Source organism: Streptococcus mitis, assembly GCF_905187495.1.
Lineage (GTDB): Bacteria > Bacillota > Bacilli > Lactobacillales > Streptococcaceae > Streptococcus > Streptococcus mitis_CU.
Map to the genome: position 1 here is coordinate 42,823 of NZ_CAJJIB010000001.1, position 17,229 is coordinate 60,051.

At 40.9% G+C, this 17,229-nt stretch carries 18 protein-coding genes and 1 pseudogene; 14 read left to right on the forward strand and 5 right to left on the reverse strand.

Annotated elements, in window-relative coordinates; translation table 11 throughout:
* From JQ843_RS00210 to JQ843_RS00235, 6 genes and pseudogenes are all read left to right on the forward strand, one after another.
* Entirely contained in the window at positions 1-1,374 is a 1,374-nt protein-coding gene (locus JQ843_RS00210; RefSeq protein ID WP_000231807.1) for a M20 family metallopeptidase, read from the forward strand.
* Positions 1,367-2,428 (forward strand): methionine ABC transporter ATP-binding protein, encoded by a 1,062-nt coding sequence (locus tag JQ843_RS00215; protein ID WP_203212601.1) that lies wholly within the window; start codon positions 1,367-1,369, stop codon positions 2,426-2,428. Before JQ843_RS00210 ends, JQ843_RS00215 begins: the two co-directional genes overlap by 8 nt.
* Before the next feature lies 1 nt (position 2,429).
* Positions 2,430-3,122 (forward strand): methionine ABC transporter permease, encoded by a 693-nt coding sequence (locus tag JQ843_RS00220; RefSeq protein ID WP_033685604.1) that lies wholly within the window; start codon positions 2,430-2,432, stop codon positions 3,120-3,122.
* 313 nt (positions 3,123-3,435) lie between these two features.
* Positions 3,436-4,122, forward strand: a complete 687-nt coding sequence (locus JQ843_RS00225; protein WP_338014931.1) for an Rgg family transcriptional regulator — start codon at positions 3,436-3,438, stop codon at positions 4,120-4,122.
* Positions 4,123-4,306: 184 nt separating this feature from the next.
* The gene (locus tag JQ843_RS00230) at positions 4,307-5,551 is read left to right on the forward strand and encodes an MFS transporter (RefSeq protein ID WP_033685602.1); all 1,245 of its coding nucleotides are present in this window, start codon (positions 4,307-4,309) and stop codon (positions 5,549-5,551) included.
* A gap of 16 nt (positions 5,552-5,567) precedes the next feature.
* Positions 5,568-5,807 (forward strand): annotated as a pseudogene (locus JQ843_RS00235) (ABC transporter permease); the annotation flags it as partial.
* 28 nt (positions 5,808-5,835) lie between these two features.
* On the opposite strand, the gene JQ843_RS00240 reads toward JQ843_RS00235, so the two are convergent.
* Complete coding sequence (locus JQ843_RS00240; protein ID WP_033685599.1) at positions 5,836-6,405, reverse strand: MptD family putative ECF transporter S component; 570 nt, start codon at positions 6,403-6,405, stop codon at positions 5,836-5,838.
* 134 nt (positions 6,406-6,539) lie between these two features.
* Between JQ843_RS00240 and JQ843_RS00245 the strand changes: the two genes are divergently transcribed.
* The 5 genes from JQ843_RS00245 to nrdI all read left to right on the forward strand — a co-directional run bounded on the left by JQ843_RS00245 (position 6,540) and on the right by nrdI (position 11,236).
* Positions 6,540-7,154 (forward strand): YesL family protein, encoded by a 615-nt coding sequence (locus tag JQ843_RS00245; protein WP_084954297.1) that lies wholly within the window; start codon positions 6,540-6,542, stop codon positions 7,152-7,154.
* Positions 7,132-8,802 carry a sensor histidine kinase gene (locus JQ843_RS00250; RefSeq protein ID WP_338014926.1) on the forward strand — a complete coding sequence of 557 codons (1,671 nt, stop codon included), beginning with the start codon at positions 7,132-7,134 and terminating at the stop codon, positions 8,800-8,802. Before JQ843_RS00245 ends, JQ843_RS00250 begins: the two co-directional genes overlap by 23 nt.
* An 11-nt stretch (positions 8,803-8,813) precedes the next feature.
* On the forward strand, positions 8,814-10,100 hold the full coding sequence (locus JQ843_RS00255) for a response regulator transcription factor (RefSeq protein ID WP_203212602.1): 1,287 nt from the start codon (positions 8,814-8,816) through the stop codon (positions 10,098-10,100).
* Between the two features lie 60 nt (positions 10,101-10,160).
* Positions 10,161-10,694, forward strand: a complete 534-nt coding sequence (locus tag JQ843_RS00260; protein ID WP_023946835.1) for an ABC transporter permease — start codon at positions 10,161-10,163, stop codon at positions 10,692-10,694.
* Between the two features lie 77 nt (positions 10,695-10,771).
* Complete coding sequence (gene nrdI / locus JQ843_RS00265; RefSeq protein ID WP_004255033.1) at positions 10,772-11,236, forward strand: class Ib ribonucleoside-diphosphate reductase assembly flavoprotein NrdI; 465 nt, start codon at positions 10,772-10,774, stop codon at positions 11,234-11,236.
* A gap of 47 nt (positions 11,237-11,283) precedes the next feature.
* On the opposite strand, the gene JQ843_RS00270 is transcribed toward nrdI, so the two are convergent.
* Both JQ843_RS00270 and JQ843_RS00275 read right to left on the reverse strand, forming a co-directional pair.
* On the reverse strand, positions 11,284-11,742 hold the full coding sequence (locus JQ843_RS00270; RefSeq protein WP_203212603.1) for a DUF3021 domain-containing protein: 459 nt from the start codon (positions 11,740-11,742) through the stop codon (positions 11,284-11,286).
* Entirely contained in the window at positions 11,739-12,179 is a 441-nt protein-coding gene (locus JQ843_RS00275; protein WP_153198978.1) for a LytTR family DNA-binding domain-containing protein, read from the reverse strand. The genes JQ843_RS00270 and JQ843_RS00275 overlap by 4 nt, the downstream gene beginning before the upstream one ends.
* A 206-nt stretch (positions 12,180-12,385) precedes the next feature.
* Between JQ843_RS00275 and mutL the strand changes: the two genes are divergently transcribed.
* From mutL to JQ843_RS00290, 3 genes are read left to right on the forward strand one after another with little or no spacing between them, the layout of a single operon-like run.
* Positions 12,386-14,335 (forward strand): DNA mismatch repair endonuclease MutL, encoded by a 1,950-nt coding sequence (mutL, locus tag JQ843_RS00280; RefSeq protein ID WP_203212604.1) that lies wholly within the window; start codon positions 12,386-12,388, stop codon positions 14,333-14,335.
* A gap of 15 nt (positions 14,336-14,350) precedes the next feature.
* The gene (ruvA, locus tag JQ843_RS00285; RefSeq protein ID WP_203212605.1) at positions 14,351-14,944 is read left to right on the forward strand and encodes a Holliday junction branch migration protein RuvA; all 594 of its coding nucleotides are present in this window, start codon (positions 14,351-14,353) and stop codon (positions 14,942-14,944) included.
* Between the two features lie 9 nt (positions 14,945-14,953).
* Complete coding sequence (locus tag JQ843_RS00290) at positions 14,954-15,517, forward strand: DNA-3-methyladenine glycosylase I (RefSeq protein ID WP_203212606.1); 564 nt, start codon at positions 14,954-14,956, stop codon at positions 15,515-15,517.
* A gap of 61 nt (positions 15,518-15,578) precedes the next feature.
* On the opposite strand, the gene JQ843_RS00295 is transcribed toward JQ843_RS00290, so the two are convergent.
* Together JQ843_RS00295 and JQ843_RS00300 are read right to left on the reverse strand one after the other, a co-directional pair.
* Positions 15,579-16,610 (reverse strand): S66 family peptidase, encoded by a 1,032-nt coding sequence (locus JQ843_RS00295; RefSeq protein ID WP_203212607.1) that lies wholly within the window; start codon positions 16,608-16,610, stop codon positions 15,579-15,581.
* A 152-nt stretch (positions 16,611-16,762) separates the two neighbouring features.
* Positions 16,763-17,026: a SemiSWEET family transporter gene (locus JQ843_RS00300; RefSeq protein ID WP_000166114.1), complete on the reverse strand. Its 264-nt coding sequence runs from the start codon at positions 17,024-17,026 to the stop codon at positions 16,763-16,765.
* Between the last annotated feature and the right edge of the window lie 203 nt (positions 17,027-17,229).

A 17,229-nucleotide genomic window follows, 5' to 3' on the forward strand; every position in this document is an offset into this window, starting at 1 on the left:
ATGGTTTTTCCTAGCGAACAAGAACAGATTGAAAAATTTGAAAAGGATCATGTGGCCCAGCATTATTTTGAGGTTTTGCGTACCTTGATTTCTAAGAAATCGGTCTTTGCCCAGCAGGTCGGACTTAAGGAAGTCGCAAACTATCTGGGTGAGATTTTCAAACGTGTTGGGGCTGAAGTGGAGATTGATGAGACTTATACGGCGCCCTTTGTCATGGCGCATTTCAAGAGTTCACGTCCAGATGCCAAGACCTTGATTTTCTATAACCACTATGACACTGTGCCAGCGGATGGGGATCAGGTCTGGACAGAGGATCCTTTTACGCTTTCGGTCCGCAATGGCTTCATGTATGGGCGTGGAGTTGACGACGACAAGGGTCATATCACAGCTCGTTTGAGTGCTTTGAGAAAATACATGCAGCACCATGATGATTTGCCTGTCAATATCAGTTTTATCATGGAGGGAGCGGAGGAATCCGCTTCGACAGACCTAGATAAGTATCTGGAAAAACATGCGGACAAACTCCGTGGTGCAGATTTGTTGGTCTGGGAACAAGGGACCAAAAATGCCTTGGAACAGTTAGAAATTTCTGGTGGAAATAAGGGGATTGTGACTTTTGATGCCAAGGTTAAAAGTGCTGATGTAGATATCCACTCTAGTTATGGTGGGGTTGTGGAGTCAGCTCCCTGGTACCTCCTTCAAGCTCTACAGTCTCTTCGTGCCGCAGATGGTCGTATCTTGGTTGAAGGTTTGTACGAAGAAGTGCAAGAACCAAATGAACGTGAATTGGCCTTGGTGGATACCTATGCTCAACGCAATCCAGGGGAAATCAGCCAGATTTATGGTTTGGAATTGCCTCTCTTACAAGAGGACCGCGCAGCCTTTCTAAAACGTTTCTTTTTTGAGCCAGCCCTTAATATCGAAGGGATTCAGTCGGGTTATCAAGGACAAGGAGTCAAAACGATTTTGCCTGCAGAAGCTAGTGCTAAGTTAGAAGTTCGTTTGGTTCCTGGCCTAGAACCGCATGATGTTCTGGAAAAAATTCGGAAACAGCTAGACAAAAATGGCTTTGATAAGGTAGAATTATACTATACCTTGGGAGAGATGAGCTATCGCAGCGATATGAGCGCGCCAGCCATTCTCAATGTAATCGAGTTGGCCAAGAAATTCTATCCACAGGGCGTATCAGTCTTGCCAACAACTGCAGGTACAGGTCCTATGCATACGGTTTTTGATGCTTTAGAAGTACCTATGGTTGCCTTTGGTCTAGGAAATGCCAATAGCCGAGACCACGGTGGAGATGAAAATGTGCGAATCGCCGATTATTACACCCATATTGAATTAGTAGAGGAGCTGATTAGAAGCTATGAGTAGAGACATTATCAAGTTAGATCAGATCGATGTGACTTTTCATCAAAAGAAGAGAACCATCACAGCGGTCAAGGATGTGACTATTCACATCCAAGAAGGGGATATCTACGGAATCGTTGGATATTCTGGAGCAGGGAAATCAACCCTTGTACGGGTGATTAACCTCTTGCAAAAACCATCTGCAGGAAAAATTACCATTGACGACGATGTGATTTTTGATGGTCAGGTGACCTTGACGGCAGAGCAGTTGCGTCGTAAACGTCAAGATATCGGGATGATTTTCCAGCATTTTAACCTGATGAGCCAAAAGACAGCAGAGGAGAATGTAGCCTTCGCCCTCAAACACTCTGGACTCAGCAAGGAAGAGAAGAAAGCTAAAGTAGCCAAGTTGTTGGACTTGGTTGGCTTGGCAGACCGTGCTGAAAACTACCCTTCACAACTATCTGGAGGGCAAAAACAGCGTGTGGCCATTGCGCGTGCCTTGGCAAATGATCCAAAAATCTTGATTTCAGATGAGTCAACTTCTGCCCTTGACCCTAAGACAACCAAGCAGATTTTGGCCTTGTTGCAAGATTTGAACCAAAAATTAGGCTTAACTGTTGTCTTGATTACGCATGAAATGCAGATTGTCAAAGACATTGCTAACCGTGTGGCAGTTATGCAGGATGGGCATTTGATTGAGGAGGGTAGTGTTCTTGAAATCTTCTCAGACCCTAAACAACCTTTGACTCAAGACTTTATCTCAACAGCTACAGGTATTGACGAAGCTATGGTCAAAATCGAGAAGCAAGAAATTGTGCAAAACCTGTCTGAAAATAGTCTCTTAGTGCAACTCAAGTATGCAGGTGCTTCAACAGACGAGCCACTTTTGAATGAATTGTACAAGCATTATCAAGTGACGGCGAATATCCTCTATGGAAATATCGAAATCCTCGATGGAACTCCTGTTGGAGAATTAGTTGTGGTCTTGTCAGGTGAAAAAGCAGCGCTAGCAGGTGCTCAAGAAGCCATTCGTCAAGCAGGCGTACAACTAAAAGTATTGAAGGGAGGACAGTAAGATGGAGTCATTGATTCAAACCTATTTGCCAAATGTCTATAAGATGGGCTGGGCTGGTCAAGCAGGCTGGGGGACAGCCATCTACCTAACTCTTTATATGACAGTTCTTTCCTTCATCATCGGAGGTTTCTTGGGGCTAGTTGCAGGTCTCTTCCTTGTCTTGACCGCGCCAGGTGGTGTCTTGGAAAATAAGGCTGTTTTCTGGATTTTGGATAAGATTACCTCTATTTTCCGTGCGGTGCCATTTATCATTCTCTTGGCAGTCTTGTCACCCTTCTCTCATCTAATCGTAGGAACAAGCATTGGTCCAAATGCGGCTATTGTACCCCTATCTTTTGCAGTCTTTGCCTTCTTTGCCCGTCAGGTGCAGGTTGTCTTGGCTGAATTGGATGGTGGTGTCATTGAGGCGGCTCAAGCTAGCGGAGCGACATTCTGGGATATCGTAGGTGTTTACCTATCAGAAGGTCTTCCAGATTTGATCCGTGTGACGACTGTGACCTTGATTTCCCTTGTTGGGGAAACAGCTATGGCGGGGGCAGTTGGAGCTGGTGGTATCGGTAACGTAGCCATCGCTTATGGATTTAACCGCTACAATCACGATGTGACCATCTTGGCAACCATCATTATCATTTTGATTATCTTTGCAATCCAATTCTTGGGAGACTTCTTGACCAAAAAATTGAGTCATAAATAAAAAGAGCTAGGCCATCTGTACATCAATTCATAGGAGTTGTCGTTATAGTCAAGACTTAAAATTCTCTGTACTAGTTGCTATCAACCGTTACTTTTAAGAGTAAGAGAGTTAAGAATTGTGGGGAGTCAATATGCAAAATCTGGGAGAAGTTTTTAAAGAATTGAGAAAGAGTCGGAATATATCTCTCCAGGAGGCGACGGGAGGAGAGTTTACTTATTCCATGCTGAGCAAATTTGAGCGTGGAGAAGCAGATTTATCCTCTATGAAATTGATTACTGCCTTAGATAACATCCACTCTGACTTGAATGAATTTATGTACTTGGTACGTGGTTTTTCTCAGAAACAGATTTTGGCTTTTCAAGAAAATCTCTGGGAACTATATGACAGAGAAGGGATTGATTCTCTCCAATCCTTGTATGAAGAGACGACTAAAAAGTACAGATCAAGTGCTAAAACAAGCTATCTTTTACAAATGATTCGTATCAAAAGCCTTCTTGTGTTTTTTGATTCAGAAATACGAGCAACGGATGAAGAACTGACTTTTCTCTATGACTATTTTTTTACTATTGATATCTGGGGAAATTATGAATTAGAACTATTTTCAACGATTTCTACTTTGTTCCCTCTGCCCCTCTATTTTAAATATTCTAGGGAGATGTTGCAAAAGACGGATTTATTAGGCTCTTTACCTAGTAACAAAGTCGCTATTGATACCATTTTAATTAATGGACTCTTTAAAGCGATAGAGGAAAAGGATAAATTAAAAGCAGACTATTTTACCTTTCAGGTTGAAAAACGAGAATTGCCAGAATCTGAAGCTTATCTTAAAATCATTTATATGATTGCTAAAGGGTATTATGATACTATTTTTAAAGTAGAAAATAAGGGGCTTGAAAAAATCCAAAGAGGCATTACAATCTTACAAGATTTAGAGTATGTAGATGGTGCAAGATACTATGAAAACTATTTTGCAAGTCAGCTCTCGAATAAAGATTTGTAATATATTCCAATTACATCGACTGATGAAAAATAAATGGGTTTGTAGATGGAGTGATAAATAGCAGTATCTAGGAGCTAGAGTTCCTATTTTCAGAAAAAATATATTACAAAAAAGTGGGGAGTCCCGCTTTTTTTGTTAGACTGAATTCAATAGAATACTCTTTGAAATGTGAGAAAGGCCTGTTATGAAACTATTCTTAAGACATCATTTATTTAGAATACTGACCTTATCAAGGTTTTTGAGCTCAAGTGGAGCTTATATTTATAATCTGGTATTTATCGTTTATGCTGCGAGTCTACCCTTTAAAAATATAGCTGTATTTATGGCGAATATGATTACGATTTTACCTTTCCTATTTACTTTTTATGTTGGGATTAAGGCTGATCATACTCGGAATAAAGCAGGGACAATTATCTGGGTTGGTTGTGTGCAAAGTCTACTATTTCTTTTGATTGCTAGTGTGATTCATGACCAGAACTTCGTAACGTTTGCTTTTATCTGTATGGTTAACATCTGTTCGGATATTTTATCGGATTATACAGCAGGCCTTCGTATGCCGATTATCCAGCATAATATTTCGGAAGATAAGCTCTATGAAGCTTATTCCTTTACTCAGTTTGTTTCCTATTTATCAAATCTAGGAGGTCAAGCCTTAGGAGTATGGTTACTCACAACCAGTCATCAAAATTTTTCTTTTGTTGCAATTGTGAACGCTGGCTTCTTTTTACTATCTTCTCTTATTTTGTTCAAAAATAGAAGAGAATTGACGTATTTGTCTGTAAGTGTAGAGGATAAGTCGATTAGTTTACTCCAACAAGTTAAGGCAATCTATGCGGACATGGATGATATCTTTAGGCAGAGAGAAAGTAAATCATTGTTTAAAATGATTCTTGTCATTTTGGTGATGAATACTTTGGGAGGAGCTGTTGGAGGTATTTACCACTTTTACTTATTAGACCATACTATCTATCATCTCAGCTATGCTCAAGCCCTATTTTTAATTGAATGTGTTAGCTTAGGAGGAGCTATTCTTGGTAGCCTAACTCCCCATGATTATTTTGGGAAATTGTCGTTTTCAAGTTTGCTATCGCTCAATGCAATTCTGTTTGTATTACTTGCTACTGCTAATATTTTAGATTTTTCTCCTCTAGTAGGTGTTGTTTGCTTAGCCTTTGTGATGTATTTGATGTCGAAATCAATGCCTAAATTAGATACTCTGTTATTGTCTAATTTGAGTGCGGATGTATTAGCTCGAAGTAATAATCTCTTGAGTATGATTTTTTCCCTAACATTACCCTTGGGGATGTCTGTATTTTCCTTCTTAGCTTTGCAAGATATCAGCCTTTGTTGGTGGGTGTTTTTGGTAGTGAGTGTGATAGGGTTGATTTTATCACTAGAAAAAAGAAGTTTTTCGGGTAAAAAATTTTAACCTAGGAAGCTCAAGCTTACTAGAAGGTCTTCCGGATTTGATCCGTGTGACGACTGTGACCTTGATTTCCCTTGTTGGGGAAACAGCCATGGCCGGTGCGGTTGGAGCTGGTGGTATCGGTAACGTGGCCATCGCTTATGGATTTAACCGCTACAATCATGATGTGACCATCTTGGCAACCATCATTATCATTTTGATTATCTTTGCAATCCAATTTTTGGGAGATTTCTTGACCAAAAAATTGAGCCATAAATAAAAAGAGCCGTGTGGCTCTTTTTTATTTATCAGATTTTCTGCGCCAATTTTTTACTCAAGGCTTGTCCAATCAAGGCACCCATTAGGGCTCCGATGACAATACTTGCGATAAATAGAAGGACGGTTCCAGGATTTGGCGCGACCATGATACGGTCGATATATTCTTGGGATTTTCCTCTTGCTAGGAGGGTAGCCATATAGGCTTTGGGTGCAATCCACATGATTAGAATTGGTCCTGATGTGCTAAAGGCAAAGAGTATGAAAGAAAGGAAATTCTTAGTTTGGTCCTTGTATTTTCCGAGGTTAGCTACTGCATCTGCTAGGAGACCACAGATAATTCCAGGAAGGAAGGCACCGGCACCGTGTTTAGTTCCCAAGAAAAAGAGGGCAATGACAAGGCCGATAGTGGTAATGGCTCCAAAGCGCGGAACTTTTGCGACTAGGATCATATAGACGCTACCGCCGAAAAGGGCAGTAAAGGCAGGCGCATAAAACATGTTTCCAGCTTGGTCAAAGAAATTGCCCAAAAGGACACCAATCCCCATGCAGAGGAAGTAAAGAACTGCAAAAAGCAGTGTAGTTAAGATAGATTTTTTCATGAATTGTCTCCTGATAATTTTTTCACAATTCTCATTGTACCACGGTTTTATGGGATTGTAAATGGATACTAGAAGTTTTTGAAAACGCTTGAAATATGATATAATAGTTTCATAGTTATTTTTAGGGGGATATCATGGGTAGATTTTTAGACTTTGTCTTTAATCGTTTCTTTTTAGGGATGATTGCGACAGCCTTCTTTTGGCTATTAACCTTGGTAGGAGGGATTATCCTTGGTCTAGCGCCGGCTAGTGCCACCTTGATGAGCCTGTATGCAGAACATGGTTATAGCTTTCGGGAATACAGTTTGAAGGAGGCTTGGTCTCTTTATAAGCAAAATTTCGTCTCAAGCAACCTGATTTTCTATAGCTTTTTAGGGGTGGATCTAGTTTTGGTCTATGGCCTGTATCTCTTGGTGCAATTGCCTCATCAGACTATTATTCATTTGATTGCGACCTTTTTGAATGTTCTAGTAGTTGCCCTGCTATTTTTGGCTTATACAGTATCTTTGAAATTACAAGTTTATTTTGACTTGTCCTATCGAAATAGTCTCAAACTATCCTTGATTGGCATCTTTATGAGCTTAGGGGCTGTGGCCAAGGTTCTCCTTGGGACAGTGCTACTTGTGGCAATTGGTTACTATATGCCTGCCCTACTTTTCTTTGTAGGAATTGGGATGTGGCATTTCTTTATCAGTGATATGTTGGAACCGGTCTATGAAAGTATCCATGAAAAATTGGCGACAAAATAGAATGAAGCAGTTTTGGCTACATACGCTTCTAAGAACCTACAGTTCAGTGATGATGATTATTATTGCGAGTTTTGCAATCTTACTCTCTTACGCTGACTGGGATTCACGGGAAAAGGAAGCTCAAAGAGTAGCCCAACGTGTAACCACTCGAACAGTCGATGAGGTGGAGTATTATTATCGGGAGTCAGCCCAACTGGCGCAAGATTTAGTAGCCAATCAAGACCGGATACAAGGGGTTTATAAGTACTTTAGCTTGTCAACTTCTGAGTATTTCTATTGGCTGTTGGAGCATCAAGCAGCTTCGTCAACTTCTATTTCTCTGTATGAAAACATTGATGATCTTTATGTCCAAAATGACTCTATAACGGGTGTTGCAATCGTCTTGCAGGATTTTAAAGAAGTTTATGTTTCAACAAGGGATAAAAGAAGTGGTCATATCTTGCCTGCTGAGGCCTTTAAACCAGAGGCCAATAGTTTTGGCATTCCAGTTCTGGACCCAGCAACGGATCAATCTATAGGAGTGATTTACATCTCCTTGGATCCAGAAGTCTTATATCATGCCATTGACAATACCCGAGGTCATATCCCGATGGCTGTGACTGTAACATCACCATTTGATACGGAGATTTTTCATATTGGTGAGAGGGTCAATAGGGAACATGAGAACTGGTTTGTCGGTTTTACCTCTCATGGATATCAGGTTCAGGTGGCAGTTCCTAAAAACTTTGTTTTACAAGGAACAGTGGCTAGCTCTGCTTTGATTGTGGGCTTGAGCCTTCTCTTTATTGTCATTCTCTATCTGACTTTGAGGCAGACCTTTGCTAATTATCAAAAGCAGGTGGTGGACCTGGTGGATTCCATCCAAGCTATTGCCCAAGGACAAGAAGGTCTTCGCATTGATACGCTTGAAAAGGATCAGGAATTGCTCTTAATCGCGGAGACGACCAATGATATGTTGGATCGCTTGGAAAAGAATATCCATGATATTTATCAGTTAGAGCTTAGTCAAAAAGATGCCAATATGCGAGCCTTACAGGCGCAAATCAATCCTCATTTTATGTATAATACGCTGGAGTTCTTGCGCATGTATGCAGTTATGCAAAGTCAAGATGAGTTGGCAGATATCATTTATGAATTCAGTAGTCTCTTGCGTAACAATATTTCCGACGAAAGAGAGACCCTTCTCAAACAGGAATTAGAATTTTGTCGTAAATACAGCTATCTCTGCATGGTTCGCTATCCCAAGTCCATTGCCTATGGTTTCAAGACAGACCCAGAGCTAGAGAATATGAAGATTCCTAAGTTTACCTTACAACCGCTGGTAGAAAACTATTTCGCGCATGGTGTTGACCATAGACGAACAGATAATGTGATTAGCATCAAGGCTCTTAAACAGGATGGTTTTGTAGAAATTTTGGTGGTCGATAATGGCCGTGGAATGTCGGTTGAAAAACTGGCAAGTATTCGAGAAAAATTAAGTCAGAGACATTTTGAACACCAAGCCAGTTACAGTGATCAAAAGCAGTCTATCGGGATTACCAATGTACATGAGCGTTTTGTGCTCTATTTTGGGGACCGCTATGCTATTACCATAGATTCTGCAGAGCAGGCAGGTGTTCAGTACCGTATTACAATTCAAGATGAGTAGAAAGGGAGAAAATGTATAAAGTATTATTAGTAGATGATGAGTACATGGTGACAGAAGGTCTGAAACGTTTGATTCCCTTTGATAAGTGGGATATGGAGGTCGTCGCAACAGCCAGTCATGCCGATGAAGCCCTAGAATATGTTCAGGAAAATCCTGTCGATGTCATCATTTCAGATGTCAATATGCCAGATAAGACAGGGCTTGAGATGATTAAGGAAATGAAAGAGATATTACCAGATGCTGCCTATATCTTGCTCTCGGGTTATCAGGAGTTTGATTATGTAAAAAGAGCAATGAACCTTAGTGTGGTGGACTATTTGGTAAAGCCTGTTGATAAGGTAGAGTTGGGAAATCTGCTGGAGAAGATTGCAGGTCAGCTCGGCGAGAGAGGAAAGAAAAGTCAGACCCTTAGTCAAGATTTAGATGAGGCTGGATTTGTTAGTTATCTAGGAGGTGAGGAGAATTGGTGGATAGGCCTATCCAAGGAAAAACAAGGATCTTTTACCATTCCCTACTATGTCTTGGGTCAAGACTGGCAGATTTTTATTTCTGATAAACCCCTAGATGGTTTAGTCGTTACTCCCTTTGAAGCTCCTTATCAAGAACACTTTGAACGCTGGAAGTTGAATGCTGAGAAAGCCCTCTTTTACGGTTCTGTAAATCTACAACAGTCTGAGAGTCTCTTTGCCTATTACGAACCGATTTATAGGGTTATCATTCAGGGAAATCTTAATCAAATCGTAGAAGAGTTAAATCTCTTGGAGAAGGTAGTTCTTGAAAATACACCCCGTGTTCCAATTACCAAGCAGCTTTTTATCCAGTTTGTCATGGATGTCTTTCACTTGTTTGAACATCTCAAAGCTGATGATATGACGGATATTGTCAAAACCATTCATGCTATTCAATCATTCGATCAATTGGTTCCTTATATCAAGGAAACTCTGACCCGCTTCTTTGGGCAATATCGTATGAATGAAAACGTGGTCAGTGTGCTGGAAGTCATTGGGCGTGATTATCAGAAAGAACTTTCCCTCAAGGATATCAGTAAGGATCTCTTTATCAATCCTGTCTATCTAGGGCAGTTGATCAAGCGTGAAACCAATTCGACCTTCGCAGAATTACTAAACAAACAACGCATTAAGGCTGCCCAACAGCTCTTGCTTTCAACTAGTGACAGTATCGAAGATATTTGTTATGCTGTTGGTTACAGTAATGTTGGATATTTCTATAAAGTGTTCCGAAAATTGTGCGGAAAATCGCCAAAAGCTTACCGAAAACAGGTAGAAACGACACTATAATATTTGTATCCCTTTACAAAAAGTGCTATAATATCAATAATAACATCAGGAGGTTCTATCATGAAAAAGAAACCAATTTATCTATGGGTCTTGCTCATCTTGTCTGCCCTTATTTCAGCTACGTCTCTGTTTGAACTTTTGAAGCCCTTGCCTAGTAAAGAAGTCCTTCGTGCTGCTCAAAAACAAGTTGCAGGGGTCAGTGCTCAGCAGGTAGAAGATAGCATTAATTTTAGCTATAGAGTGGCAGAAGCATCTCATTCTATTTTTAATGTGGCCTTGGTTGTACTATCTGCTATTTTAGTGGTAGTAGCGATTGTATTCCTTGTTCGTAAGAATTTGCAGTATGCAAACTATACTTATGTCGGCTATGTTTTGCTAGCCATTATTGGTTCGATTTATACCTATGTGACTTTACAAGACGCTTTGCAGCTGGTTCAAGATGAAACTATTCGTTTGACAATGGGTATTGGTTCAAAAGCTGTCAGCATTTTCTATATCGTCATCAATGTTCTCTTCCTAGCCCTTGTCTTCTACAAGATATGGCGTCAGCAAAAAGCCTTGGCTGAAGAAGAGGAAACAGAAGAACTTGCCTAAGTATTGACAAAAAAGAACTATCAAGTTACAATCTTGGTAGTTCTTTTTCGATTAAAAATAAAATCATGGAGGTACATATGAAGACAATTTCTTTAGTTTATATTAGTCTGAGTGGCAATACTGAAAGTTTTGTGACGCGCTTGAAAGACTATCTCTTGTCCCAGTACGAGGGAATTGAGGTTCAAAAGATTCATATAAAAGATTTGGTCAAAGAAGGCCAAGATTTCTATGAAATGGACCATCCCTATGTTGCTTTTTTGCCGACTTACCTAGAAGGTGGGAATGGCGTGGATAACGGAGATGTTGAGATATTGACAACGCCAGTGGGAGATTTTATCGCTTATGGTGACAATGCTAGTAAGTGTTTTGGCGTAGTTGGTTCAGGCAATCGTAACTTTAATAACCAATACTGCTTGACAGCTAAGCAATACAGTCAACGTTTTGGTTTCCCTGTCTTGGCTGACTTTGAAATGCGAGGCATGCTGGGAGATATCAAACGTGTCGCAGCTATTATCGCAGATTTGTATGAGTTGGAAAGTTGAGCTTAGGCTTGACTTTTTTATTATTCCAAGTGGTTTTATCAGCACTCTTACTTTTTATGCTTCAAGAGTTGATTGATATGGTCTACTTTTTTTGATGCTCTTTTATAGGAAATAGTCCAAATGATGAGGTAGACAATCGCAAACTCGATAATGAGTTGGAGGTAGAAAATCCAGTGGAAGGGGAACCAACCTGCTAGGGTTGCTAATGGGATAAATCCTACTAGCATAAGGAAGAAATGAGTCAGAGTTGCACGGAGCAAGCTCCAGTCACGGCTGAATAATCGCTTGCCAAAGTTGAAGAGAATACCAATAGCTGCCCAAATAAGTGTGCAGTAGAGCAAGACCAAGGCACCGTGAACCTGATGTTGCACCATCACCTGTCCGATGATAGAGTAGGGGTTTAGTGGTGCGTAGGTATTTGGTGCATAAATGAGTGAAAAGATGATAGAGAGGATGAGGCCGATAAGAACACCAGTAGCTGCGTCGTGGAAGATTTGTTTTTTCATAGTTCTAATTTCTCCTTGATGGTTTTTAGATAACGGCGTGAAGAGTAGGTGAAGCTTTCGTTTTTCAAGAAAATTTCTACTAGGCCGTTGGGGGTGAGCTTGAGATGAGAGATGGAATCGATATTGATGATTTCTGATTGGGAAATTTGGATAAAATTGGTTGGCAGAATTTCAAGGACCTGATAGAGTCGCAAATCAATGCTGTAGGTCTGACTCGCGGTTTCTGCTAGAACTTTCCGATTCTCGATATAGAAGCGTTGAATCTTGCTAATCTTAACTAGATAGACCTGATCATCAATCTTTCCTTTGATTGTTTCTTTTTGGTCAAGATTTTCTGCGAACTCGATGACTTTCTGGACTTTATCTGTCGGCTGAGGTGCTTGGACAATCAGTTTTTCCTCCTTGTAAGTCTCACTAATCTGTAGTTCTACTTTCATAAATTTCTCTCCTTTTTAGTTATACAAGGTTGTGATCACTTCCTGTATATCTTTATTAAACACTATTTTTCAGCCCCTTGCAAGGGACTTTGTCTATGTGGAGGGATTTGGCTCCTATGTGGTGATTGCTTTTCTGTCCTATCTGAAATATGGTATAATAGCACTAATCAATTTCTAGGAAAATAGATACAGAAAGGGGCTGAAAGATGTATCATATTATTGAATTGCCAGAGGTGCTGGCAAACCAGATTGCAGCCGGGGAGGTCATTGAACGTCCTGCCAGTGTGGTCAAAGAGTTGGTAGAAAATGCTATTGACGCTGGCTCTAGCCAGATTATCATTGAGATTGAGGAAGCTGGTCTCAAGAAGATTCAAATCACAGATAATGGTCATGGAATTGCTCACGATGAGGTGGAATTGGCCTTGCGTCGTCATGCGACCAGTAAGATAAAAAATCAGGCAGATCTCTTTCGGATTCGGACGCTTGGTTTTCGTGGTGAAGCCTTGCCTTCTATCGCTTCTGTTAGTGTTTTGACCCTTTTGACGGCGGTGGATGGTGCAAGTCATGGAACCAAGCTCGTCGCGCGTGGGGGAGAAGTTGAAGAAGTCATCCCAGCGACTAGTCCTGTGGGAACCAAGGTTTGTGTGGAGGACCTCTTTTTCAACACGCCTGCCCGCCTCAAGTATATGAAGAGCCAGCAAGCGGAGTTGTCTCATATCATTGATATTGTCAATCGTCTGGGCTTGGCCCATCCTGAAATTTCGTTTAGTTTAATCAGTGATGGCAAGGAGATGACGCGGACAGCTGGGACTGGTCAATTGCGCCAAGCTATCGCAGGGATTTACGGTTTGGCGAGTGCCAAGAAGATGATTGAAATTGAGAATTCTGACCTAGATTTCGAAATTTCAGGTTTTGTGTCCTTGCCTGAGTTGACTAGAGCCAACCGCAACTATATCAGTCTCTTCATCAATGGTCGTTATATCAAGAATTTCCTACTCAATCGTGCAATTCTAGACGGCTATGGTAGTAAGCTTATGGTAGGCCGTTTTCCACTGGCTGTCATTCACATTCATATCGACCCTTATCTAGCGGATGTCAATGTGCACCCAACCAAGCAAGAAGTGCGGATTTCCAAGGAAAAGGAACTGATGACCCTGGTCTCAGAAGCTATTGCAAATAGTCTCAAGGAACAAACCTTGATTCCAGATGCCTTGGAAAATCTTGCCAAATCGACTGTGCGCAATCGTGAGAAGGTGGAGCAAACTATTCTCCCACTCAAAGAAAATACACTTTACTATGAGAATACTGAGCCGACAAGACCTAGTCAAGCTGAAGTAGCTGATTATCAGGTAGAATTAACTGAGGAAGGGCAGGATTTGACCCTGTTTGCCAAGGAAACCTTGGACCGATTGACCAAGCCAGCAAAACTGCATTTTGCAGAGAGAAAGCCTGCTAACTACGACCAGCTAGATCACCCAGAGCTTGACTTAGCAAGTCTTGATAAGGCTTATGACAAGCTGGAGCGAGAAGAATCATCCAGCTTCCCAGAGTTGGAATTTTTCGGGCAAATGCATGGAACCTATCTCTTTGCCCAAGGGCGAGATGGGCTTTACATCATAGACCAGCATGCGGCTCAGGAACGGGTCAAGTACGAGGAGTATCGTGAGAGCATTGGCAATGTAGACCAAAGTCAACAGCAACTCCTAGTACCTTACATCTTTGAATTTCCTGCAGATGATGCCCTTCGTCTTAAGGAAAGAATGGCACTTTTGGAGGAAGTTGGGGTCTTTCTAGCAGAGTACGGAGAAAATCAATTTATCTTACGTGAACATCCTATTTGGATGGCAGAAGAAGAGATTGAATCAGGCATCTATGAGATGTGTGATATGCTACTCTTGACCAAGGAAGTTTCTATCAAGAAATATCGAGCAGAGTTGGCTATTATGATGTCCTGCAAACGGTCTATCAAGGCCAATCATCGTATTGATGATCATTCAGCTAGACAACTCCTCTATCAGCTTTCTCAATGTGATAATCCCTACAACTGTCCCCACGGACGTCCTGTTTTGGTGCATTTTACAAAGTCGGATATGGAAAAGATGTTCCGACGTATTCAGGAAAATCACACCAGTCTCCGTGAGTTGGGGAAATATTAAACTAAAAGGAAAATTATGTACGAATATTTAAAAGGAATCATTACCAAAATCACTGCTAAATACATTGTTCTTGAAACCAACGGTATCGGTTATATCCTGCATGTGGCCAACCCCTATGCTTATTCAGGTAAGGTGAACCAAGAAGCTCAAATCTATGTGCACCAAGTAGTGCGTGAGGACGCCCATCTGCTTTATGGATTTCGCTCAGAAGATGAGAAAAAGCTCTTTCTCAGTCTGATTTCGGTCTCTGGGATTGGTCCTTTATCAGCTCTTGCTATTATCGCTGCCGATGACAATGCTGGCTTGGTTCAAGCAATTGAAACTAAGAACATCACCTACTTGACCAAATTCCCTAAAATTGGCAAGAAAACAGCCCAGCAGATGGTGCTGGACTTGGAAGGCAAGGTAGTAGTTGCAGGAGATGACCTTCCTGCTAAGGTAGCAGTGCAAGCTAGCGCTGAAAACCAAGAATTGGAAGAAGCCATGGAAGCCATGTTGGCTCTGGGCTACAAGGCAACAGAGCTCAAGAAAATCAAGAAATTCTTTGAAGGAACGACAGATACAGCTGAGAACTATATCAAGTCTGCCCTCAAAATGTTGGTCAAATAGGAGCAGAGCATGACAAAACGTTGTTCGTGGGTCAAGATGACCAATCCGCTCTACATTGCCTATCATGATGAGGAATGGGGTCAGCCCCTCCATGATGACCAAGCATTGTTTGAGTTGTTGTGTATGGAAACCTATCAGGCAGGCCTGTCTTGGGAAACGGTGCTCAACAAACGACATGCTTTCCGAGAAGCCTTTCATGGCTATCAAATTCAAGCGGTCGCAGAGATGACTGATACCGAATTGGAAAACTTGCTGGAGAATCCAGCCATCATCCGAAATAGAGCCAAGATTTTTGCTACACGCGCTAACGGCCAAGCCTTTCTACGGTTACAGGCAGAATATGGCTCTTTTGATGCCTATCTTTGGTCTTTTGTTGAGGGGAAAACTATCGTGAATGATGTTCCCGACTACCGCCAAGCCCCAGCTAAAACACCTCTGTCTGAGGAGTTAGCCAAAGATCTCAAAAAACGAGGCTTCAAGTTCACAGGCCCAGTCGCCGTCTTGTCTTTTCTACAAGCAGCAGGGCTGGTTGATGACCATGAGAATGATTGTGAGTGGAAAAGTAGCAATTAGTGAGTATAGGTAACTAGAATATCTGAGAATATAGAAAAAAGCTGAGAAACTTTTCCCAGCTTTATTTGTTATAGTCAAAGCGAATGATTTGCTCCTTTGCATCTACATAGGCGTGAACTCCGAAGGGTACAATTGCTCTTGGAGTTGCGTGGCCGACATTTAGATTATAGATAATCGGGATATTGCTGTCAATAATATCCAATAGTGCCTCTTTATAGTCGTCATAGAAAGTTTCATCCATAGGTTTTCCGACCAAGAGTCCACTGATGACCTCGAATATACCAGTGTCTTTTAAAGTCCGCAACATATTTTTGAAGTCTTCCAGCTCAGGCTTTTCTTCGCTTGTTTCTAGCAAGAGGATTTTTCCTTCCCAGTCTGACAAGTCAGGGAAAAGTTTGTATTTTTGGCAGAGCTCCGTGCTATCTGCGTATCGAGAGTTGTCAAAGATATCGTAGAGGGATTCGAGGCAACCACCGAGGATTTTTCCCTCGAACTGGGCATTTCCCCGCAACAGCTCGAAACCAGTATTTGCATGACTGACACGAGGTGTCCCCAGAGCCTTGGGACTGAAGTCAGTCCTTTCATCATACCAAACGTCACTAGGGCGGATTTCTGAGATTCTTCCCGTCTCAATCAATTCTTTAAAGTAGTGGAGGCTATAGGTCAGCACTTCCTTGTCCAATTCACAAATGTCTGCTAGGAAGGATTGACCATAAAAAGTTTTGATTCCTAGTTTATGCAACATGAGATGGTTCATGGTTGTATCCGAGAAGCCAAGAAAAATTTTTTGTTTGATAACCTTTTGTAGTTGGTCATTTTCAAAAAGATAAGGTAGTAAGCGATAGGTATCGTCTCCACCGATGGCGCATAGGATCATGTCGATGCTATCATCAGAAAAGGCATGAATCAAATCCTCTGCACGAGCTTCAGGATGGTCCTTGATAAAGTCTAATCCTTTTAGCGAATGAGGCAAAAAGGTAGGATTGAGTCCCAGGTTCTTGAGACGTTGGACACCCAAGTCCACTTCGTGTTTGACAAAGTCCTCTCCGATAATGCCACTAGATAAACTAACAACACCAATAGTAGAAACCATATTTCTTCCTCCTAGAAATTGATTGAGCCTATTTTATCACAAAAAGATTAGATAGAGCTATGTGGGATGTCAGAAGAATACTTTAAAATCAAAAAAGTAAGTGAAAAAGCAACCGCGCCTGCAGTTGCTTTTTATACATACTATTAGATTTGTTAGAGTGAAGTCAAAAAAGTGATTCCACCTAAAATAACACCGGCTGAATTTGGAATGATTAGTATCCAATCCTTCTTAGGTTCCTTTGTCCATCCATAAATAACCCAGATTAAGCAAGATATAGCAGCTGATAAAGGTTGAAATGGTTGAGCTTTATTTCCTTGTAAATTAGCGATAATTTGAGGTATGTAGGCAATAAATACTATAATTCCAATAAAGGCACCAATGGAGCCTACGATTCGATTAATTTTTTGTTTTGTCATATTTCCCTCCAATTATAGAGTATCAAAATGATTGTATATAGGCAAGGAATATGCTCATTTGTTGTTATTCTCTGTACAAAATAGAATAAAATGTTTACATTTATGTTTTATAAAGTATAAATGTACTGAATTTTAGATAGAGTTAAATATTTTTTACATGATTGTTTAAAGATTAAAAAATCATGGTTCTTATGATGTTGAAC